This window comes from Streptomyces sp. NPDC031225, assembly GCF_055570355.1.
In genome coordinates this window covers 30,655-50,611 of record NZ_JBVIHJ010000037.1, presented here as the reverse complement: position 1 = coordinate 50,611, position 19,957 = coordinate 30,655, and the positions used below count along the sequence as shown (strand labels likewise).

General features: G+C 71.0%; 20 protein-coding genes and 2 pseudogenes. 12 read left to right on the top strand and 10 right to left on the bottom strand.

Annotated features, from left to right (window positions below; genetic code table 11):
• Nucleotides 1–150: 150 nt before the first annotated feature.
• Nucleotides 151–1,068, bottom strand: coding sequence for a LysR family transcriptional regulator (locus tag ACZ48Z_RS41480; RefSeq protein ID WP_468741110.1), 918 nt, complete (start codon nucleotides 1,066–1,068; stop codon nucleotides 151–153).
• 95 nt (nucleotides 1,069–1,163) lie between these two features.
• Between ACZ48Z_RS41480 and ACZ48Z_RS41475 the strand changes: the two genes are divergently transcribed.
• Genes ACZ48Z_RS41475 through ACZ48Z_RS41465 form a run of 3 tightly spaced genes read left to right on the top strand, consistent with a single transcriptional unit; the run spans nucleotide 1,164 to nucleotide 3,611 of the window.
• A complete protein-coding gene (locus tag ACZ48Z_RS41475; protein ID WP_468741109.1) occupies nucleotides 1,164–2,018 on the top strand; it encodes an alpha/beta fold hydrolase in 855 nt (284 codons plus the stop codon).
• Nucleotides 2,015–2,827, top strand: coding sequence for an LLM class flavin-dependent oxidoreductase (locus ACZ48Z_RS41470; RefSeq protein WP_468741108.1), 813 nt, complete (start codon nucleotides 2,015–2,017; stop codon nucleotides 2,825–2,827). The genes ACZ48Z_RS41475 and ACZ48Z_RS41470 overlap by 4 nt, the downstream gene beginning before the upstream one ends.
• A 13-nt stretch (nucleotides 2,828–2,840) precedes the next feature.
• Nucleotides 2,841–3,611: a class I SAM-dependent methyltransferase gene (locus ACZ48Z_RS41465; protein WP_468741107.1), complete on the top strand. Its 771-nt coding sequence runs from the start codon at nucleotides 2,841–2,843 to the stop codon at nucleotides 3,609–3,611.
• A 76-nt stretch (nucleotides 3,612–3,687) separates the two neighbouring features.
• Here ACZ48Z_RS41465 and ACZ48Z_RS41460 read toward each other — a convergent pair whose 3' ends face one another.
• A complete protein-coding gene (locus ACZ48Z_RS41460; RefSeq protein WP_468741106.1) occupies nucleotides 3,688–4,485 on the bottom strand; it encodes a FadR/GntR family transcriptional regulator in 798 nt (265 codons plus the stop codon).
• 370 nt (nucleotides 4,486–4,855) lie between these two features.
• Here ACZ48Z_RS41460 and ACZ48Z_RS41455 point away from each other — a divergent pair, with 370 nt between their 5' ends.
• The 9 genes and pseudogenes from ACZ48Z_RS41455 to ACZ48Z_RS41415 all read left to right on the top strand — a co-directional run bounded on the left by ACZ48Z_RS41455 (nucleotide 4,856) and on the right by ACZ48Z_RS41415 (nucleotide 12,835).
• Complete coding sequence (locus ACZ48Z_RS41455) at nucleotides 4,856–6,211, top strand: ABC transporter substrate-binding protein (RefSeq protein WP_468741105.1); 1,356 nt, start codon at nucleotides 4,856–4,858, stop codon at nucleotides 6,209–6,211.
• Entirely contained in the window at nucleotides 6,208–7,122 is a 915-nt protein-coding gene (locus ACZ48Z_RS41450) for a carbohydrate ABC transporter permease (RefSeq protein ID WP_468741104.1), read from the top strand. The genes ACZ48Z_RS41455 and ACZ48Z_RS41450 overlap by 4 nt, the downstream gene beginning before the upstream one ends.
• A gap of 55 nt (nucleotides 7,123–7,177) precedes the next feature.
• A complete protein-coding gene (locus tag ACZ48Z_RS41445; RefSeq protein WP_468741103.1) occupies nucleotides 7,178–8,089 on the top strand; it encodes a carbohydrate ABC transporter permease in 912 nt (303 codons plus the stop codon).
• A gap of 35 nt (nucleotides 8,090–8,124) precedes the next feature.
• Nucleotides 8,125–10,110: a DUF8034 domain-containing protein gene (locus tag ACZ48Z_RS41440; protein ID WP_468741102.1), complete on the top strand. Its 1,986-nt coding sequence runs from the start codon at nucleotides 8,125–8,127 to the stop codon at nucleotides 10,108–10,110.
• A 25-nt stretch (nucleotides 10,111–10,135) separates the two neighbouring features.
• The gene (locus ACZ48Z_RS41435; protein WP_468741101.1) at nucleotides 10,136–10,483 is read left to right on the top strand and encodes an L-rhamnose mutarotase; all 348 of its coding nucleotides are present in this window, start codon (nucleotides 10,136–10,138) and stop codon (nucleotides 10,481–10,483) included.
• A gap of 38 nt (nucleotides 10,484–10,521) precedes the next feature.
• Nucleotides 10,522–11,439, top strand: coding sequence for an amidohydrolase family protein (locus ACZ48Z_RS41430; protein ID WP_468741100.1), 918 nt, complete (start codon nucleotides 10,522–10,524; stop codon nucleotides 11,437–11,439).
• Nucleotides 11,440–11,554: 115 nt separating this feature from the next.
• A pseudogene (locus tag ACZ48Z_RS41425) lies at nucleotides 11,555–11,722 on the top strand (Zn-dependent alcohol dehydrogenase); the annotation flags it as partial.
• A pseudogene (locus ACZ48Z_RS41420) lies at nucleotides 11,713–11,823 on the top strand (sugar kinase); the annotation flags it as partial. The pseudogenes ACZ48Z_RS41425 and ACZ48Z_RS41420, both read left to right, overlap by 10 nt.
• 31 nt (nucleotides 11,824–11,854) lie before the next feature.
• Nucleotides 11,855–12,835 carry an aldo/keto reductase gene (locus ACZ48Z_RS41415; RefSeq protein WP_468741099.1) on the top strand — a complete coding sequence of 327 codons (981 nt, stop codon included), beginning with the start codon at nucleotides 11,855–11,857 and terminating at the stop codon, nucleotides 12,833–12,835.
• A 191-nt stretch (nucleotides 12,836–13,026) separates the two neighbouring features.
• Here the strand turns inward: ACZ48Z_RS41415 and larE are convergent, their stop codons facing one another.
• From larE to ACZ48Z_RS41375, 8 genes are all read right to left on the bottom strand, one after another.
• Complete coding sequence (larE, locus tag ACZ48Z_RS41410; RefSeq protein WP_468741098.1) at nucleotides 13,027–13,845, bottom strand: ATP-dependent sacrificial sulfur transferase LarE; 819 nt, start codon at nucleotides 13,843–13,845, stop codon at nucleotides 13,027–13,029.
• Nucleotides 13,842–15,020, bottom strand: coding sequence for a nickel pincer cofactor biosynthesis protein LarC (larC, locus tag ACZ48Z_RS41405; protein WP_468741097.1), 1,179 nt, complete (start codon nucleotides 15,018–15,020; stop codon nucleotides 13,842–13,844). The genes larE and larC overlap by 4 nt, the downstream gene beginning before the upstream one ends.
• Nucleotides 15,017–15,691 (bottom strand): nickel pincer cofactor biosynthesis protein LarB, encoded by a 675-nt coding sequence (larB, locus tag ACZ48Z_RS41400; protein WP_468741096.1) that lies wholly within the window; start codon nucleotides 15,689–15,691, stop codon nucleotides 15,017–15,019. Before larB ends, larC begins: the two co-directional genes overlap by 4 nt.
• The gene (gene larA, locus ACZ48Z_RS41395; protein WP_468741095.1) at nucleotides 15,688–16,968 is read right to left on the bottom strand and encodes a nickel-dependent lactate racemase; all 1,281 of its coding nucleotides are present in this window, start codon (nucleotides 16,966–16,968) and stop codon (nucleotides 15,688–15,690) included. The genes larB and larA overlap by 4 nt, the downstream gene beginning before the upstream one ends.
• Nucleotides 16,965–17,123 carry a hypothetical protein gene (locus tag ACZ48Z_RS41390; protein ID WP_468741094.1) on the bottom strand — a complete coding sequence of 53 codons (159 nt, stop codon included), beginning with the start codon at nucleotides 17,121–17,123 and terminating at the stop codon, nucleotides 16,965–16,967. Before ACZ48Z_RS41390 ends, larA begins: the two co-directional genes overlap by 4 nt.
• Nucleotides 17,120–18,109, bottom strand: coding sequence for an aldo/keto reductase (locus ACZ48Z_RS41385; protein WP_468741093.1), 990 nt, complete (start codon nucleotides 18,107–18,109; stop codon nucleotides 17,120–17,122). The genes ACZ48Z_RS41390 and ACZ48Z_RS41385 overlap by 4 nt, the downstream gene beginning before the upstream one ends.
• A complete protein-coding gene (locus tag ACZ48Z_RS41380; protein ID WP_468741092.1) occupies nucleotides 18,109–18,960 on the bottom strand; it encodes a fumarylacetoacetate hydrolase family protein in 852 nt (283 codons plus the stop codon). The genes ACZ48Z_RS41385 and ACZ48Z_RS41380 overlap by 1 nt, the downstream gene beginning before the upstream one ends.
• A gap of 79 nt (nucleotides 18,961–19,039) precedes the next feature.
• Complete coding sequence (locus tag ACZ48Z_RS41375; protein WP_468741091.1) at nucleotides 19,040–19,762, bottom strand: FadR/GntR family transcriptional regulator; 723 nt, start codon at nucleotides 19,760–19,762, stop codon at nucleotides 19,040–19,042.
• Nucleotides 19,763–19,957 lie beyond the last annotated feature (195 nt).

Sequence of the window (19,957 nt, the reverse complement as noted above, 5' to 3'; positions counted from 1 at the left end):
CCCCCCCCCCCCCCCCCCCCCCCCCCCCCCCCCCCCCCCCCCCCCCCCCCCCCCCCCCCCCCCCCCCCCCCCCCCCCCCCCCCCCCCCCCGCCGCGGTGAATCACCGTGCTGTGCACGGGCTTTGGGCCCGTGGGGCAAGGAGCAACGGATCACTCCGGTGGTGTGGCCCACGCTCCGGGCGGCGCGAGTGCGGTCGCGACCTCGCACGCGATGTCGACGGCCCTGGCGGCGAGCGGGGAGCGGATGCGGCCGGCCCGCCAGTGCAGGTAGATCTCCCGTGGCGGCAGGGACGGCCGCAGCTCGTGGATGCGGAGCCCGTCGTCGGACGGGATGTCGGCACCGCGGACAGCGAGCCAGGGCAGCACCGCCGATCCCAGGCCGGCTCGCACCATCGCCAGCAGGGTGTCGTTGACCGCGGTGCGGAACACGATCCGCGGACGGGCACCGCTGCGGGCGACCGCCTGCTCCATCACGGGCTGATCGCAGGTCAGTGGCCAGGCCACCATGGGTACGCCGTCGAGCCGCTCCAGCGAGACCGGGCCATCGGGGAAGGTGCCGGCCCTGGCCACCAGCAGATACGGATCGTCGAGCAGCTTGCGGCGCTCGACGTCGCCGTCGATGCGGCCGTCGTAGAACAGCAGGTCGAGATCGCCGATCCGGGGCTGCTCCGGCTCCTCCTCGAACAGCCTGATGTCGCAGCCGGGTTGCTCGTCCCGCAGCCGGCGTACGACCGCCGGCAGGATCACGCTGGACACGCTCTGGAACGTGCCGATGTCGATCCGGCCGCCCCCCGCCTTGAAGCGGTCCACGGCGTGGGCCAGTGCCTCCGCGCGCTCCAGCAGTGCGCGACCGTGCTCCAGGACCAGGGATCCGAGCGGTGTGAGCCGCACGGCCTTGGGGCCGCCCGGCCGGTCGAACACGGCACCGCCGACGGCCCGCTCCAACGCGGCGATCTGCTGGCTCACGGTCGACTGGGTGTACCCGAGACGGGCGGCCGCGCGGCCGAACGAGCCCTCCTCGGCGATGGCGGCCATGGCCGCCAGATGGCGCAGCTCGACGTTGCTCACGTGTTCAGCGTAGCCATGCCTATTGCCGCAGGCGATCGAATCGATCGGAAATCATCGCTTTTCACGATGGACCCACGGGTTCTAGCGTGCTGGACATGACCTCACATCTCTCTCACGGCGAGCAACTCCTGAAGATCAACGGCGTCGAGCTGTGTGTCGAGACCTTCGGTGACCCCGCGGCCCCGGCGATCGTGCTGGTCGCCGGGGCCGCCGCCTCGATGCTCTGGTGGGACACCGACCTCTGCGAACAGATCGCCGCCCGCGGGCGGTTCGTGGTCCGCTACGACCATCGCGACACCGGCCGCTCGACCTGCTGCCCGCCGGGACGGCCGGCCTACTCGTTCGCGGACCTGACCCACGACGTGCTCGGCGTCCAGGACGCCCTGGGCATCGAGCGCGCCCACGTGGTCTGCCAGTCGATGTTCGGCGGGGCCGGACTCATCCTCGGTGTGGACCATCCGGACCGGCTCGCGTCCCTGACGTTCCTCTCGAGCACGACCGGTGCCGACGACCTGCCCCCGCCCTCCGGCGACCTGGCCATGGCGACCGAACCGGACTCCTCCGACGCGGCCGCGGTCGTCGAGTACGTCGTCGCCGGCGCCAGGGCCTACGCCGGTGGCTCGCCGTACTTCGACGAAGCCGCGATCCGAGTGCTGGTCGAGCATGACGTGGCACGCGCCAGGAACTACGCGGCAACCCTCGTCAACCACTACTCCGTCGAGCCCGAACGGCCGGTGCGAGGCGGTTTCGGCGACATCGCGACGCCGACGCTCGTGGTCCACGGTGACCACGACCCACTGCTGCCGTTGCCGCACGGTGAGGCGCTGCGCGACGCCGTCCCCGGTGCGGAGCTGCTGGTGCTCAAGGGGGCCGGACATGACCTGCCGAGGCCGGTGTGGGACGACTTCGTGGCGGCTCTGGTCCGGCACACGGAAGGGCGTCGGCCGTGAACCGGCTGCGCTCGGCGCTCTGGCTGCCCCTCTTCGACGACCTCGCCGACCCGCGGGTGGTCGCGCGTCTCGCCGCCGAGGCGGAGGAGGCCGGATGGGACGGCTGTTTCGTGTGGGACCAGCTGTGCTGGCGGACTCCGGTCCGGCAGGTCGCCGACCCGTGGATCGCGCTGGCGGCGATCGCGACCGCGACCGAGCGGCTCAGGCTCGGTCCGATGGTGTCGGTGCTCGCCCGACGACGGCCTGCCAAGGTCGCCCGGGAGACCGCGACACTGGACCGGCTCAGCGATGGCCGCCTCACCCTCGGCGTCGGCCTCGGCAGCGACCGGTTCGCCGGCGAGCTGTCCAGGACCGGCGAGCAGCTCGACGACCGGAGGCGAGGGCGGATGCTCGACGAGTCCCTGGCGATCCTGACCGCGGCGTGGTCGGGAGAGCCGGTGCGTCATCGCGGCGAGCACTACGTGGTCGACGACATCACGTTCCTGCCGCGGCCGGTCCAGCGGCCGGGTGTGCCGGTGTGGGCCGCCGGATTCCCGGGCAACGTCAAGCCGATCCGCCGTGCCGCCCGGCTCGACGGCTTCTTCCCTGCCAATCTTGAGCACCCGGACCAGCTCGCGGAGGCCGTGGGCACCCTCTCCGGTCTGCGCCGGGGCGAGATGACCTCGTACGACATCGCGGTCGGTCTGCCGCTGGGTGTGGATCCCGCACCGTATGCGAGAGCGGGTGCGACATGGTGGCTGCCGGAGCTGGATCCGGGTGTACGGCTCGACACCGTCAGGGGTGTACTCCGTGACGGTCCCGTGAGATGAGGAAGAGGTCGCATTGTTCGACTACGACTCGGAGCTCGTCCGGTACCACGAGCGGCTGTCACAGGCCCTCGGCGTCCGGCCCGGAGATCGTGTCCTCGATGTCGGCTGCGGCACCGGTCGGACCACCCGGGAGGCGGCCCGGGACGCGGCGCCTGGGAGCGCGCTCGGCGTCGACGTCTCGGGGCCGATGCTGGCGCGGGCCCGCGAGCTGGCCGAGACCGAGGGGACCCGCAATGTCCGGTTCGTTCAGGCCGATGCCCAGGACCATGAATTCCGGCCGGCGTACTTCAGTCTCGGCGTCAGTCGGTTCGGGACGATGTTCTTCTCCGATCCGGTCGTCGCGTTCGCCAACATCGGGCGAGCCCTGCGACCGGGAGCGCGCTTCGTGCAGCTTGTCTGGCAGGCCGCCGACCGCCAGGAGTGGCATGTCGCCGTCCGCGCGGCGCTCTCCGGTGGCCACGCGTCAGCGACGTCGGCCCCCGCCCAGGGCGACCCCTTCACCCTGGCCGATCCACATGTCGTCACCGATGTCCTGACCTCGGCCGGCTTCACGGCCGTGGACGTCGTCGACGTGCGCGAACCCATCTGTTTCGGGCCGGACGCCGAACGTGCACACGCTGCCGTGCTGCAACTGCGCATGGTGAAGGAACTGATCGCCGGTCTCGATGCCGCGTCCGCCGAGCGCGCACTCGGCCGGCTTCGCGTGACGCTCGACGCGCAGGACACGGACGACGGCGTGTGGTTCGACTCCCGCGCCTGGCTGGTCATCGCACACCGCCCCTGACCGCCGACAGCATCACGTCGGTTTCGCGGACCGCCGACCCCACGCCACGCAGCACGCGCCACGCGGCACAACGGTTTTAGCCGAACAGGCGCCGCTGGATCTCCCGCCGGTAGTCCTCCAGCGTCCTGTCCAGGTGCACTGCCGTGGCCTCGCCCGCCTCGTCGGGGCGGCCGTCCCGGATGGCCCGGTAGATCGCCTCGTGCTCCTCGACCGCCGACGCGGTGTGGTCGCTGAACGTGTCGTGGATGCCGATCGCGCTCGACTGTCGCTGCAGACGTCGCGCGTCGCGCACCGCGCTGACGAGGAAGGCGTTGTGCGAGGCCGCCGCCACGGCCATGTGGAAGTCCTCGTCCCCCTGGTTGAACACATCGACCTGACCGCTCGCGAACCCGTGCCGGCACTGCTGCATGGCGACTTCGACGGTGCGCAGTTCGGCGGGCGTGGCCCGGGTGGCCGCCAGGCTGCTCGCGGCGACCTCCTGAACCCTGCGGAACTCGAACAGCATGAGGACGTGATCGAGGTCCACGGGCCGGAAGAATCCTCCCCACCGGCTGGTGATCAGCATGCCCTCGTCGTCCGCGACGAACAGTCCGCGTCCCTTGTGGGCCCGGACCCGGCCGAGCGCCGAGAGGATCTTCACCGCCTCGCGCACCACTGCTCTGCTGGTGTCCAGTCGCTGGGCGAGATCGTTCTCCGTGGGCATCCGGTCGCCCGGCTCCAGCCGCGACTCGGCGATGAACTCGAGGATGCGTTCCGCCACGATCTCGTACCCGGGCCGGTAGTCACGCCGCTCTTCTTTCTCGTCGGTCTGCACAGCCGCGGCGGGAGGCGCCTGCGCAGGCAGGGCCGCTTCAGTCGCGGGCGGGTTGTCCATCTGTCCTGCCTCCGGGTGACTGCGTCGAGAGCGGCGGACCGCCGCTGAAGCCGTAGTCATCGTACCCCAGCTCATAATGTGTCGTACTCATAGGTGCCTTCCTTGCTCACGGAAACCAGCTCGGCGGTGCCCTATAAAGCGTCTTACTGGATCTACACGGGCAAATGACACCGCATGATCGACTACAAGTGGCCCAAAAGAAGCGACACATACCCTTGACGCGCCCCGCTATAGGGCGGCTAATTTCTTGGCAGCGGCAGCGCTTCAGTTGTCCGCGGTACCGACGCCCGACCGGGACGGCCCGGCGTCACCCCATCCACGCGCCACCCTCCCGATCACTCGGGGCGCCTGCAAACCAGTGGAGTCGCTCATGTCCGTCAACACCTCGCCCGGCACGACAGTGCCCAGCAGGAGACGTCCGGCCATGCTGGCCGCCTGTGCCGCCACGGTGCTGCTGGCCGTGTCCGCCTGTAGCAGCGGCACCAGCGCGACGACGAGCAAGGACGGCTTCGCCCAAGCAGCGCAGAAGGACGGCGCGTTGACCGTCTGGGTCGACTCCACCCGCCTGGCTGCGGCGAAGCAGTACCAGTCCCTGCACCCGGACGTGAAGCTGGACATCGTCAGCTACGACGGTGACGCCAACGGCTCGAACTACCTCCAGACGAAGGTCCAGCTGTTCAACCGCACCCACAAGGGCTGGCCGGACGTCGTCTTCAGCTCCCAGAACAACGAGGCCAGTTGGGCGGTCGACGCGGGCTTCGCCGCCCCCCTCAACAAGGGCCTGATCCCCTCGGCGACCCTGGGGCGGTTCGCCGAGGGCGCCAACGACGTCTGCACGGTCGACGGCACCGTCTACTGCCTGCGCAACGACCTCTCCCAGGCGGTGCTCTGGTACAACGCGCCGCTGCTGAAGAAGTTCGGCTACGCGGTGCCGACGACGTGGGAGGAGTACCAGGCGCTCGGCGAGAAGGTCGCCAAGGAACACCCCGGCTACCTCGTGGGTGACGCCGGAGACTCCTTCACCCCCGAGATCTACCTGTGGGCGAGCAAGTGCGGCGCCAACCACATCACCGGCCCCAAGGCCGTGTCGGTGAACACCACCAGCGAGGCCTGCACCAAGATGGCCACGCTCATGGACGTACTGATCAAGAAGAAGTCCATGTCCATCAGCGGCGTCTTCAGCACCGACTTCGCCAAGAACGAGGTGGACAAGGTCCTGCTGATGCCGGGTCCCGCCTGGTTCGGCGGCGCCGTGTTCAGGGACACCCTCAAGGTCCCGGCCCAGCAGATCGCGGCCGCGCCCATCCCGCAGTGGCAGGGAGACACCTCGCCCTCCACCGGCAACGTCGGCGGCGGCACCTGGCTGCTGTCCCAGCACTCCACCCACATCAAGGCCGCCACCGACTTCCTGACGTGGGTCACCACCGACAACGCCTACCAGGGCGAGAAGGCGCCCGGCTACCCGGCCTACGCGCCCGCCGCCGAGAGCTGGCTGAAGGCGCAGGACGCCGCCGGCTACTTCACCGGCGACCTCGGCGCGCTCAAGGCCGCCGCCTCCCAGGTCTGGCCGCAGTGGGGGTCGGGCCAGTTCAGCCAGGAGGCCATCTGGGCCGCCACCGTCAAGCCGGGCATGACGCAGGGCAAGTCCATCGTCTCGCTGCTGCCGGCCTGGCAGGACTCCATCGTCAAGTACGCCAAGTCCAACGGCTACAAGGTCTCCCAGTGACACTCAGCCACCCCACGGCCGGTTCTGCCCGCCGGCGCCCTCGCGGCGCCGCTCGGCAGAGCCGGGCCGGCGTCGCCTTCGTCGGCGCCTACGTACTCCTGCTGATCGCGTTCGGCATCCTGCCGACCGGTTACGCGATCTACTTCGCCTTCACCGACGCCGGGGGCACGTTCACCGGCTTCGCCAACTTCGTCAGCACGGCGCAGGACTTCCGCTTCATGGAGGCCGTGAGCCATGTCGCCCTCTACCTCGTCTTCTGGCTCATCTCACTGGTCGTGTTCGTCGTGGGTCTGGCGCTGCTGCTGCACCGCCTGGCCTCCGGCCCGCTCAGCCAGGCGCTGCGCTTCCTCTACTACATCCCCGGAGCGCTGGCCGGCGCCGCGAGCGTGCTGGTGTGGCTGTTCATGCTCGACCCGACGGTGAGCCCGGTCAGTTCACTCCTCGGCACGCTGGGATTCCACACCTTCGGCGAGGTCATCGCACCCGGCAACCTGGCCCTGCTGTTCACGATCGTCGCGTTCTGGACCGGCGCGGGCGGCTGGATCGTGGTCATGTACGGGGCGCTCAACAACATCCCCCAGGACGTCATGGAGGCCGCGCGCATCGACGGCGCCAGTGCCTGGCAGACCGCCTGGCGGGTGCAGATCCCCATGCTCCGCAAGTGGATCGTGTACATGGTGATCCTGGCCTTCGCCGGGGGTGCCCAGCTCTTCGTCGAACCGCAGCTGCTCTCCCTCGCCAGTGTGGGCGTTGCCGGACGCGACTACTCGCTCAACCAGCTGACGTACGACTTCGCCTTCCAGATGAACAACATCAACGGCGCCGCCGCGGTGTCGGTGGAGCTCCTGGTCGTCAGCGTGTCCGCGGCCTCCCTCTTCGTCGCACGGTCGGGATTCTTCGATGCCGACTGAGACCTCTTCCACGCCGGCCGCAGCCGGGGCACGTACGGAACGGGAGCCGAGCCCCATGAGCCAGACCTCCCACCGGGTTCCGAGCCGGCCCCGCCGCCCCGTCGTACGGCACCTGCCGTCCCGGCTGCTGGCCGGTTCCGTCCTGGTCGTGTTCGTGGTGTTCTTCGTGTTGCCGGTGCTGTGGCTCGTCCTCGCGGCGACCAAGACCGATCAGCAGCTGGTGCACGACAACCCGCTCTCCTTCGGCTCCTGGCACGCGCTCAAGGCCAACTGGAACGCGCTCACGGCGTTCCAGGACGACGCCGTCCTGCTGTGGCTGCGCAACTCCGCTGTCTACGCCGGGATCTCGCTGGCCATCACGCTCTGCGTGGCCGTACCTGCGGGATACGCGCTGGCGATGACCGAGTTCCGCGGCCGGCGCGCCCTGCTCATCGCGACCCTGGTCGTGATGCTGATGCCGAACGCCACGCTGGTGGTGCCGCTGTTCCTGGAGCTCAACGCCGTGCGGCTGATCGGCACGATGTGGTCGATCATCCTGCCGTACTCGTTCTATCCGTTCGGCGTGTATCTGACGTACATCTACTTCACCACCGCCGTGCCCAAGGACCTGCTGTCGGCGGCTCGGATGGACGGCTGTTCGGAGTTCGGGGTCTTCCGTCACATCGCGCTGCCGCTGGCCACACCGGTCGTCGCGCTCGTGGGCTTCTTCAGCTTCGTCGCCAACTGGACCAACTACTTCCTGCCGTACGTGATGCTCCCCGAGAGCGACCAGATGCCGATCCAGGTGGGCGTCGGCAGTCTGCTCAGCAGCGTGCCGCAGTTCAATCCGACGGTCGGCGACCTCGCGATCGAGCGGCCGCAGCTGGCCCTGGCGACATTGGTGGCCATCACACCGGTGCTGATCGTCTTCCTGTTCGCCCAGCGCTTCCTGGTCAGCGGGATGCTCGCCGGAGCGACCAAGGAATGACGCGCACGCCACCACCCCGAACGGAGAACGCTTCCATGCCCCACAGATCTGCCGACCACACCTCGGGGGAGGACGTACCGGCCTCCTCACCCGAGGTCCGGGCCACGGTTCCGCTGCTCGAACCACCCGGCTGGGCCGTGTCCCAGCGGGCCCTGTTCGACCTGCTCGACCACGCCTGGCGCCGCTTCGAGCAGGACTTCACCGGCCCGGACGGACGGCTGAACTACACCGGCCCGCTCACCACCCGTGACGGGGCGGACGACTTCTACGAGGTGTTCTTCAACTGGCCCCAGCTGTACCTGCTCGGCGGCGCCGCCGATCTGCTGCCCGCGAGTGAGAAGCACTGGGAGGGCGTGACCCGTCAACTGACCGAACTGGGCATGCTGCACGACGAGTTCGAGCGCGGCTACGACTGGTTCCACCAGGGCGAAAGCCTGCTGCTGCTGTACTTCCTGTGCATGGCCGCCCCCGAGCGCTGGTCCGAACGCGCCCTGCGCTTCGCCGAGTTGTACGTCGACCCGGCCAAGGGCAACTACGACCCCGAACACCGCGTCATCACCCGCCCGCACAACGGCAGCGACCCGGACCGCCAGGGCCTGTTCGACGATGACGTGTACCCCTGGCTGCTCAAGGAGGCGGAGACGTACGGCTATCCGCTCGACTGGATCCCCGAGGCGGCCGGCGGCCCGTTCCCCCTCGACGCGGACCCACGTCTCGGAGCGCAGATGCGCGAGCGGATGGGCGTAGGCGACACCGCGGTCAACCTCGCCGCGGCCGGACTGGTCCTCAACGCCTGGATCCTGACCGGCGAGCAGCGCTACCGCGACTGGATCGTCCAGTACGTGGGCGCGTGGCGCGAGCGGACCGAGGCCAACGGTGGGATCGTCCCCGACAACGCCGGGCCGGACGGGGTCGTCGGCAGCCTGCTGGAGGGCCGCTGGTACGGAGGCCACTACGGCTGGTCCTGGCCGCACGGCTGGCACAGCGTGGGTCACGCGGCCTGTGTGGCGGCGCTCGCGGCGGCGACGGTCACCGGGGACGACGGTCACCTCTCCATGGTCGCCACATCACTCGACGCGCTCATCGCCCGCAGCAAGGTGATGCCCCACACCGAGGCGGACTCCAGTCTCCCCTCCAAGTGGGCTGCCGAGCTCGGCCCGGACGTCCACACACCCACCCCGCACCTCCCGTTCCGCCACAACGACGAGGGCTGGTTCGACTACAACCCGGCCACCCCGCCCGTGCCGGTGGCCCTGTGGCACCACACCGCCTCCGACGCCGACCGGGCCCGGCTGGAGCGGCTGCGCGAGGCCGACGGCATCGACTGGCGGACCGTACGGCCGTTCCGGGCCAAGGAGGAGTCCGGTCACGAGAAGGCGTGGTTCGCCTTCCTCGCCGGTGACGACCCCGGCTACCCGGAGCGGATCCTCGCCGCCGCCCAGGCCCAGGTCCGGCACCGGCTGCGGCGCATCGACCGGTACCGCGACCTGGAGGTGGACGAGCCCGACATCCACGTGTGGCAGCAGTGCAACCCCGTTGCCACCGAGGCCCTCGTCCAGCTGACCTGGGGCGGCCCCCAGGTGATGTACCAGGGCGGTCTGCAGCAGGCGCGAGTGCGCTACCACGACGCAGACGCACGCCGGGCGGGCCTGCCGCCGGACGTCGCCGCGCTGGTCACCTGCATCGACCCCGAGGCGACCACCGTCGAACTGGTGAACCTCTCCCCCGGCGCGGACCGCACGCTGATCGTCCAGGCGGGCGCCTTCGCCGAGCACACCATCACCGCGGTCCGCCACACAACCTGCGTCGACGACGGCTGGATCGGGGACCTGTACGACTACGGTCACACGGAACCGGAGGTCACCGAGACGGAGACACCCTGCGACAGCGCCTACCTGACGGTCCGGCTCCCCGCGTCCACCCGCGTACGGCTCACTCTGCGGCTCCGGTTGCGCGCGGCGGCCCCCAGCTACCGCACGCCGTTCGACACGTCCCCCTCGACGACCGATCCCGGCAACTGATCCCGAAGACGAACAGGGAAGCCCCGTGAAGCGCATCGCCCAGACCATCAAGCTCCGGCCCGAGCACCGCGAGGAGTACCTGCGGCTCCACTCCGCCGTCTGGCCCGGAGTCGAAGCCGCCCTGCGCCGGGCGAACATCCGCAACTACAGCATCTTCCTGCACGGCGACATCCTGTTCGCCTACTTCGAGTACCACGGCGCGGACTTCGAGGCCGACATGGCCACCGTCGAGGCGGACCCCGAGACCCAGGAGTGGTGGAAACTCACCGACCCCTGCCAGGAGCCCTGGCCCGACCGGGGAGAGGCCCGCCAGTGGTCGGACATCCCCGAGGTCTGGCATCTGAGCAGCCCCGGCGACGACACCACCGCCTGACACATCCCGTACCGGACCGACCCGACTTGGATCCCCCAGTGACCTCGACTCCCGTACTCGTCGACGCCCACCACCACCTGTGGGATCTCGATCGGCGTCCGCAGCCCTGGCTCGACGACCCCGCCCTGGCCTCGATCCGCCGTACGTTCACCCCCGACGACCTGCGCTCCACCGCCACCCACCGCATCGCCGGCCGTCGGCTGCACACCACAGTGGCCGTGCAGTGCGTGGCGGAGGTGCCGGAGACCGGGGACCTGCTCGCGCTCGCGGAGCGGGACACGCTGATCGGGGCCGTGGTCGGCTGGGCCGACCTGGCCTCCCCGGCGATCGGCGACGTACTGGACGCACTGCTCGCCGGGCCGGGCGGCCGGTATCTGCGATCCCTGCGCCACCTCGTCCAGAGCGAGACGGATCCGGGCTGGCTGCAACGCCCCGACGTGGAACGCGGAATGCGGGCGGTCCAGGACCGCGGACTCGGCTACGACGTGCTCGTGCGCAGCCACCAGCTCGACCAGGCGATCCGGCTGGCCGAGCGTTTCCCCGACCTGCCCCAGGTGCTCGACCACGCGGGAAAGCCGTCCATCGCCCGCGGCGACCTCGCGGACTGGGAACGCGGTGTGCGTCAACTGGCTTCTCATCCCCAGGTGACCTGCAAGGTGTCGGGGCTGATCACCGAGGCCGACCACGCCACCTGGACCACCGCCGACATCCGCCCCGTCTGGGACACCCTGCTCACCTCCTTCGGGCCCGACCGGCTGATGTTCGGCTCGGACTGGCCGGTCGCCGACCTGGCGGGCGGCTGGAACCGCTGGGCCGCCACCGTCGACGAGCTGCTGGGCGCCTGCAGCGAGACCGAGACCGAGGCGGTGCTCGCCGGCACGGCGACCGCCTTCTACGGTCTGCCGCCCGTCGCCGGGGCGGCGGCCCACACCCCCACCGCGGCCCACGGCACCTGACGACACCGTCCGCGGAGCCCACGAAACCCACGACCCACAACCGGACACAGCGCCGCTGCCCTGCCACAGGGCAGCCGGCCGGCTGTGCCCGCACTGAAGGGACCCCGAGCGCACCATGCCCCTCGCCGCCCGCTACACCTCTGCCCGCACCCTGGACACGGCCCCCGTCCCGACTCCCCCGCCCGGCCCCGGCGAGGTGGAGCCGGCTCCCGCATACATCGGTATCTGCGGTACCGACCTGCACATCTTCCACGGGGACATGGACGCCCGGACGGCACGGCCCACGGCGCCCTGGTCATGACCACCCCCGGGGACGTCTCCATGGCCACCCTCACCGAGTTCGAGGCACTGGTCGCGGGCGGCTCGGCCCACGTCCGACGCTGACCGTCTCTCTCACCCGTCCCAGGAGCACGTCTTGCACCACCAGAAGATCCAGAACACGTCGGTCGCCGTCTCCGAACTCGGCTTCGGCGCCTCGGTGATCGGCAACCTCTACCGGGTGACTCCCGCCCAGGACGCGTCGGCCGCCGTCGACGCCGCCTGGAACGCGGGCATCCGCTACTTCGACACCGCACCGCACTACGGACTCGGCCTCTCCGAACACCGCCTGGGCGCAGCCCTGCGCGACCGGCCGCGCGAGGCCTACGTCGTCTCCTCGAAGGTGGGCAGACTCCTCGTCCCCAACGAACACCCGAGGGGCGTCGACGAGGAGGGTTTCGTCGTGCGCGACGACCTGCGCCGCCAGTGGGACTTCAGCCGCGAAGGCGTCCTGCGCTCCCTCGACGACACCCTGCGCCGTACCGGCCTCGACCGCCTCGACATCGTCTACCTCCACGACCCCGACGACCACTGGCGACAGGCCGCCGACGAGGCCATGCCCGCGCTCGCCGACCTGCGCGACCAGGGAGTGATCGGCGCGATCGGCGCCGGCATGAACCAGTCGGCCATGCTCGCCCGTTTCCTGCGCGAGACCGCCGCCGACGTCGTGATGCTCGCCGGGCGCTACACCCTGCTCGACCAGTCCGCACTGGACGACGTGCTGCCCGCCGCGCAGGAGCACGGCAAGAGCGTGGTCGCGGTCGGCGTGTTCAACTCCGGTCTGCTCTCCCAGGACCGGCCCGCCGACGGAATGAAGTACGACTACCAGGACGCCTCGCCCGACCTGGTACACCGCGCACTGGCGATCGCCGACGTCTGCGAACAGCACGGCACCACCCTGCCCGCCGCAGCGATCGCCTTCCCGTACACCCACCCCGCCGTCGTCAACGTCACCCTGGGCATGCGGACCCCGGAGCAGGTCGAGCGGAACGTGGAGCTCCACCGCCGGGTCGTCCCCGACGGTCTGTGGGACGCCCTCCGCGCCGAGGGACTGATCAGGCCGGACGTGCCGCGGTGACGGTCCCGGCTGATGGGTGGGCATGCCTGTCCTGTCGGACTTCTCGCAGGGGACCGGCAGATGCTCGGCCTGATCCCGGCTGTCGGTTCCGCCGGCTCCACCATCGGCAGGACGCCTCCGTGGGAAGCGCCGGAAGCTGCCCCCGCTGTAGCCGCAGGCATCCATCTGTCACGCCTTCTGAGCCTGCCCCGCTAGATCTCGGAGTTGAGCCGTCCTGAGCGGAACGGCTCGATCTGGTACGGCAGTTCGGCGAAGCCCGCTGCGGCGAGTGCTCGGGCGATCTCCGGGAGCTGCGTGACCCGGTCGACGATCGAGGCGTCGACTTCGAGGCGGGCCGTGTCGCCCAGGTCGCGGACCCGGAGGTCGCTCACGTTCAGGCCGGCGTCGGCCAGGAGCGCGCGTACGGCCACCTCGGCCCGGTCGACGCGGGCCAGGCGGTGCGGGGTGACCTCGACGCCGTAGCGGATCCGGCTGGCCAGGCAGGGGGTCGCCGGTTTGCTCCAGGTCGGCAGCGCCCAGGACCTGCTGAGTCGGCGTACGGCCGCCTTGTCCAGGCCGGTGTCGAGGAGCGGGGTGTGGATCGCGCGCTCCCGGCCGGCCCGGATGCCCGGTCGGTGGGGGTCGCGTGCGTCGTCCGCGTTGGTTCCGGTGGCCACCTGGTCGAAGCCGTGGTCGCGGGCCAGGGCGCCGATGGTGTCCAGGACCGTCGACTTGCAGAAGTAGCAGCGGTCGGGGCCGTTGGCCCGGTAGCCGGGGCTGGCGAGTTCCCTGGTGCGCGGCGTCAGGTGGGTGACGCCGAGGCCGTCGGCGAGGAGGCGTGCTCGGTCGAGTTCGCCGTCGGCGAGGCTCTCCGAGACGGCGGTGACGGCGAGCACCCGGTCCGCTCCGAGGGCGCGTACAGCGGCGGCGAGGACGAGGGCGGAGTCCGCGCCGCCCGAATAGGCCACGGCGAGCGGGCCGATGGCTCGCACACGGTCCAGCAGGCGTTGTGCCGGGCTCTGTTGTGTCATCCGTTGTCCTCCTGCTGCGCGGGGCCTCGATCACGGGCCGGCCGCAGGCGCAGGGCGCGGGCGGCGACGGCTCGCAGGGGCAGACCCAGCCTGGTGGCGGCGGCCGCGACGTCGTCGTGCTCGGGCTTGGAACCGTGGGGGCCGTGTTTGATCCGCACCGGATGACCGTCGACGTGGACGGTCTCGAAGGTGCGGGGCAGCGTGGTGCGGGTGGCGCTCACGCGGCGGATGCCGAGGCTGCCGGTCTCGGCCAGGACGAGGTCCCGCAGCCGCCGTTCCCGATGCGGAGTGGTCAGCACGTGCAGGATCTGGGCGGGACGGCCCTTCTTCATCACGGCGGGTGTGGCCCAGGCGTCGAGGGCTCCGGACTCCATCGCGCGGGCGATGGTGTGGCCGAGGACTTCGCCGGTGACGTCGTCGAGGTTGGTCTCCAGGACGACGACCTCCTGCGTCCGTTCGGCCTCCACGGGGTGGCCGAGGGTGACGGAGGCGACGTTGGGGCGGTCGGGGAGTCTTCGGGTGCCCGCCCCGTAGCCGGTGGGGCCCAGGGTCATGGCCGGCGGTGGGCCGTACGTGGCTCGGCAGGCGTGCAGCAGCGCGGCGCCGGTCGGTGTGACCGTCTCGCCGGGCAGGTCGGTGCCGGTGACCGCTGCTCCGGCGAGCAGCGCGAGGGTGGCCGGGGCGGGGCACGGCAGGACGCCGTGAGCCGCGTCGATGCGTCCCCGGCCCAGGGGCAGGGGGGAGCTGACGACCTGGGTGACGCCGAGGGCGTGCAGGGCGGCTGCGGTGCCGACGATGTCGACCAGGGTGTCGTGGCCGCCCAGTTCGTGCAGATGGACGGTGGCGGGTTCGGCGCCGTGCAGGCGGCCCTCCACTTCGGCCACCGCGCTCACGGCCGTGACCGCGAGGGCCGCCACGGGTTCGGGGACGGCCCGGGAGGCCAGTTCGATCACCTCGGCGGCCTGCCGTTCGGCGTGGGTGTCGGTGACGTTCACGTGGACGCGGGTGGCGGTCAGTCCGTGGTCGGTGACGCGCTCGGCGGTCAGGTCCCAGCCGGTCAGGCCGGTGGCGGTGATCGCCGCCCGGATCTCGTCGAGGGGTGCCCCGGCGTCGATGAGTGCGGCCAGCAGCATGTCCCCGGCCAGCCCGGTGAAGGGGTTGATCCAGCAGATCACCGGGCGCCTCCCCGGATCTGGGCGATGCGGTGGACCGCCATGGCGGCCGAGAAGCCGGAGTCGATGTTGACCACGGTCACTCCGGCGGCGCAGGAGGCGTGCATGGCGAGCAGTGCGGTGACGCCCTCCAGGGAGGCGCCGTATCCGGTGGAGACGGGGACCGCGACGACCGGTGCGCGGACCAGTCCGCCGACGACGCTCGCGAGGGCGCCTTCCATGCCGGCCACGACGATCACCGCGTCGGCAGACTGGAGTCGGCCGCGTACCTGGAGGATCCGGTCGAGGCCGGCCACGCCGACGTCGTGGACGGCCGTGGTGTCCAGCCCGACCGCCGAGGCCACCGCGACGGTCTCGGCGGCGACCGGGCGGTCGGACGTACCGGCGGCGGCGACCATGACGGCGAAGTCCCCGGTGGCGGCAGGACGCCACACCAGCAGCCGGGCCTCGGCGTCGTAGCCTCCCTCGTCCACCTGTGCCAGGACGGCCTCGGCGGCTTCCGTTTCGATGCGCGTGACGAGGACCGGTCCGGTGTTGTGCTCCAGCAGCCCGGTGACGATGCCGACGATCTGCTCCACCGTCTTGCCGGGCCCGTAGACCACCTCGGGGAGTCCCTGCCGTGCCTCGCGGGCCAGGTCGAGGCGGGCGAAGCCCAGGTCCAGTACGTCGTTCATGACCGGGCCCCTTCGATGTACGGGATGGTCTGGGGGCCCTCGGGCAGGACGCACACCCGGGCTCCGGGTCCCGCGGCCGCCAGTGCCTCGGCCACGGTCGCCGAGATGTCCCGGGTCTGTTCCAGATGGGCGGTCGCGAGGTCGGCGTCGCTGAGGAAGCCGGTGTGCATGACGACCCGGCTGTTCGACTGGATGCGTGCCTGGATCTGCACCTGCCACTGGTCGGGCACGGTCTGGGTGCGGGCGCTGATGTCGTCGAACAGCGCCTGTGGCGAGGCGGCGGAGGCCAGCACTTCGCGGTAGGAGCCGTGGTCGGGGAATCCGTCGCGGCACTCGGCGGCGCAGACGATGGTCCCGCCGGGCCGGACCACCTGGTAGGCGGCGGACATGCCCTTGACGGCCTGGTAGAGGTTCTGGTCCAGCGGGAAGCCGGAGTTGGTGGTGACGACGACGTCGAACGGCGCGTCGACCGGCCGCATCGCCATGCGTCTGGCCGTCGCGGTGGCGGCCTCGTGCATCGACGGCAGATCGCCGCCGAAGGCGGCCACGATGTCCTTGTCGCGGTTGAGCACCACGTCCAGGGAGAAGGTCACGCCGGTGGCCGCGGCGATGGCGCGTACGTCGTCGTGGACCGGGTTGCCGTGGATGACGCCCCAGGTGGCGCGCGGGTCGCCGATGCGGGCCGCGTCGTGCAGGACCAGCACGGTCTCCAGCGCGGCGAGGCCGGGGGCGACGAGTTTGGGGCCGCCCGAGAAGCCCGCGAAGAAGTGCGGTTCCACGAAGCCGGTGGTGATCCGGACGTCCGCCTCCACCCACTCGCGGTTCAGCCACACCGGTACGCCGTCGCCGTACGTCCCCATCCAGGTCAGCCGGCCGGGGTCGCGGGCGTCGTGGTTGACGATGCGTACGCCGTCGACGATCTCGTCGCCGAACATCTGGCGCAGTTCGCTGTCACTGTTGCCGCGGTGGGTGCCGGTGGCGATGAGGATGACGACGTCCTCGGGGCGGACGATGCCGTCCAGTTCGTCGAGGACGGCCGGGATCATCAGGTGGCGTGGCTGGGGTCTGGTGCCGTCGCAGGCCGAGATCGCCACGGTCTGTCCCGGCCGTACCCGCTCACGCAGCGGCGGCCCGGCGACCGGGGAGCGCAGGGCCGCGCGCAGTACGGCTCTCTGATCCGCGGCGGCCTCGTGGTGGACGGGTTCGACGACGGTCGCCCTTCTCGGGTCCACGTCGATGTCCAGTCCCGAACGCCCGTAGGCCAGACGTACGTTCACGGTGTGTCCTTCCGGGGGGCGACGTCACGGCGTACGACGGCCAGGGCCAGGGCCGGGGTGGCGAGCCTGCCGTGCGTGCGGGGGCTCAGTCCGTCCGCTGCCCGGGGCGAGGCGGCCGGGCGCGCGATGTGGTGGTGTGCGTCGATCCTGGTCATGGGCCGTCCGCTCCGAGGGCGTCGAGTTCGTCCCACAGGTCCTCCGGGATCGCGACGGTGGCGTGGGCTGTGTTCTCGGTGACTTCCCGCGGGCTGCGCGCGCCGACGACCACGCCGGTGACCGCGGTGTTCCGGAAGGGGAACTGCAGCGCGGCGGCGGCCAGTGGCACTCCGTGCGCGGCACACCGCTCGGCGAGGGCCCGGGCGCGTCGGAGCACGGCCTCGGGTGCCGGGGCGTAGTCGTAGGTGGCGCCGCGTGCGGGGGCTGCGAGGATGCCGCTGTTGAAGACCCCGCCGACCAGGACGGACACTTGCCGCTTGACGCACTCGGGCAACAGCTCGTCGGCCGCGCTGCCGTCCAGCAGGGAGTAACGGCCGGCCACGAGCACGCAGTCGAGGTCGGTCTCGGTGACGAGGCGGGTGAGCATCGCCGTCTGGTTCATGCCCGCCCCGATCGCCCGCACAGCGCCTTCGGACCGCAGCCGGGCGAGGGCCGGGTACGCTCCGCCGACCGCTTCCTCCCAGTGGTCGTCGGGATCGTGGATGAGGACGGTGTCGAAGGCGTCGAGTCCCGAGCGCTCCAGGCTCTCCGCCAGCGAGCGGTAGACGCCGGCGGTGCTGTAGTCGCGGATGCGTACGACCCCCGGCTCTCCGTGGAACGCCTCGTCGCCCGGGGCCGCTTCGCCCGCCACCAGCAGGCGGCCGACCTTCGTGGACACGGTGAATTCCCCGCGCGAGCGCTCGGGCCCGGCGAGGAATTCGCCCAGCCGTCGTTCCGCGAGCCCCGCGCCGTAGTGCGGGGCGGTGTCGAAGTAGCGGATTCCGGCGGTCCAGGCGGCGTCGAGGGTGGCGGCGGCCTGCTCGGCACCGACCGCCGAGAACAGGCCGGCCAGGGGCGCGGTGCCCAGGCCGAGACGGCTCACGGTGACGCCGGAGCCGCCGAGCGGGACCCGCTCGGTGTACCAGGGCGGGCCGGGGGAGGTCATCAGGCCTGTCCGATGACGTGCCGCTGACGGCCGAGCCGGTCGATCTCCACCTCGACGACGTCGCCGGCCCGCAGATACGGGAAGTCGTTGGCGCCGAAGGCCACGCCGGCCGGGGTCCCGGTGTTGATGACGTCGCCGGGGTCCAGCACCATGAACTGGCTCAGGTACCAGACGATGTGACGCACCCCGAAGATCATGTTCTTGGTGTGGCCGTCCTGGCGCAGCTCGCCGTTGACCCACAGCCGCGTCGCGAGCCCCTGCGGGTCCCCCACCTCGTCGGGGGTCACCAGCCAGGGTCCGAGCGGGTTGAACGTCTCGCAGGACTTGCCCTTGTCCCACTGCCCGCCCCGCTCGTGCTGGAAGGCACGCTCGGAGACGTCGTCGGCGACGGTGTACCCGGCGATGACGCCGTCGGCGTCGTCCGGGGAGTCGAGGTAGCGGGCGGTGCGGCCGATGACCACGGCGAGTTCGATCTCGTAGTCCGTCTTGGTGCTGGTGCGCGGGATCAGCACGGTGTCGTCGGGGCCGACGACGGTGTTGGAGGCCTTCATGAAGACCACCGGCTCCGCGGGCGGCGGGGTGTCTGTCTCGGCGGCGTGGTCCACGTAGTTGAGGCCGACGCACACGACCTTGCCGGGGCGGGCGACGGGTGCGCCGATCCGCTGCCCGGTGATCTCGATGCGCGGCAGCAGCCCTTCGCCGAGGGCGGTCCGGGCCCGTTCAAGGCCACCGTCGGCGAGAAAGGCGCCGTCGATGTCGTCGGTGAGCGAGGTGAGGTCGTGGGCGCCGCCGTCGGCGTCCAGGACGGCGGGGCGCTCCAGGCCCGTCGGGCCCACACGCAGAAACTTCATCGGGTACTCCTGAATGCTCAGAGCGATCGGACGAGTTGAGAAGGCACGGGTCCCACGCGCGAAGGCGAGGTCGACCGGGTCAGCGGTTGCCCCCGGCGGCATCCTGCGGAAGGGCGTTGGCCTCGCGGTCCCAGTGCTCGCGCAGCCACCGCTCCGTGGTGGTGACGTGCAGAAGCGCGGCGGCCTGCGCGAGTACGGCGTCCCGGTCTGCCAGCGCCTGGTAGATGGCCTCGTGCTCGGCGACGGTGCGGGCCGCGACGTTGTCGTCGACCAGTCCTCGCCAGATGCGGGCGCGCACGGTGCGGCTGGAGATGCCCTCCAGCAGGGTGGCGAGGGTGGCGTTGCCGGTGGCCGCGATCACCGTGCGGTGGAAGGCGGCGTCGTGCTCGTTGAGCCGCTCGACGTCGTCGTGGGCGGCGCGCATCGCTTCGAGATGCCGTCCCACCTCGGCGAGCTGGGCGGCCGAGATCCGGGGCGCGGCCAGTGCCGTGGCGAGCGGTTCCAGCAGCCGGCGTACCTCGGTGAGCTCCAGCAGGGTGTCGCCGTGCAGCAGTTCGACTGCCGATCCGATGCCGCTCAGCAGCAGTTCCGGTTCCAGGCTGGTCACGTAGGTGCCGTCGCCGCGCCGGATCTCCAGGACCCGCGAGACGACCAGCGCCTTGACCGCCTCCCGGGTGAGGTTGCGGGACAGCCCCAACTCGGCGGCGAGCAGCTGCTCGGGCGGCAGCTTGGCACCCGGGGACAGCTCACCGGACTGGATGAGCTCCCTGATGCGGTCGATGGCCTTGTCGGTCAATGACATACGTGGCTGTTCCCTCCGGTGCGTGCCCACGGCACCGTAGCAATACATCCCATGGATCCGGAAGAGATGGGACGGCTCGCCCCGTCGTCACCATCGTCTCGTTGTTCACATAACCGCAGGTCGTGCGAGTTCGCGCCAACAATCTTCACTCCGACTATGGACATCGACGTCGAACCCACCCTTAAATCCATCCCA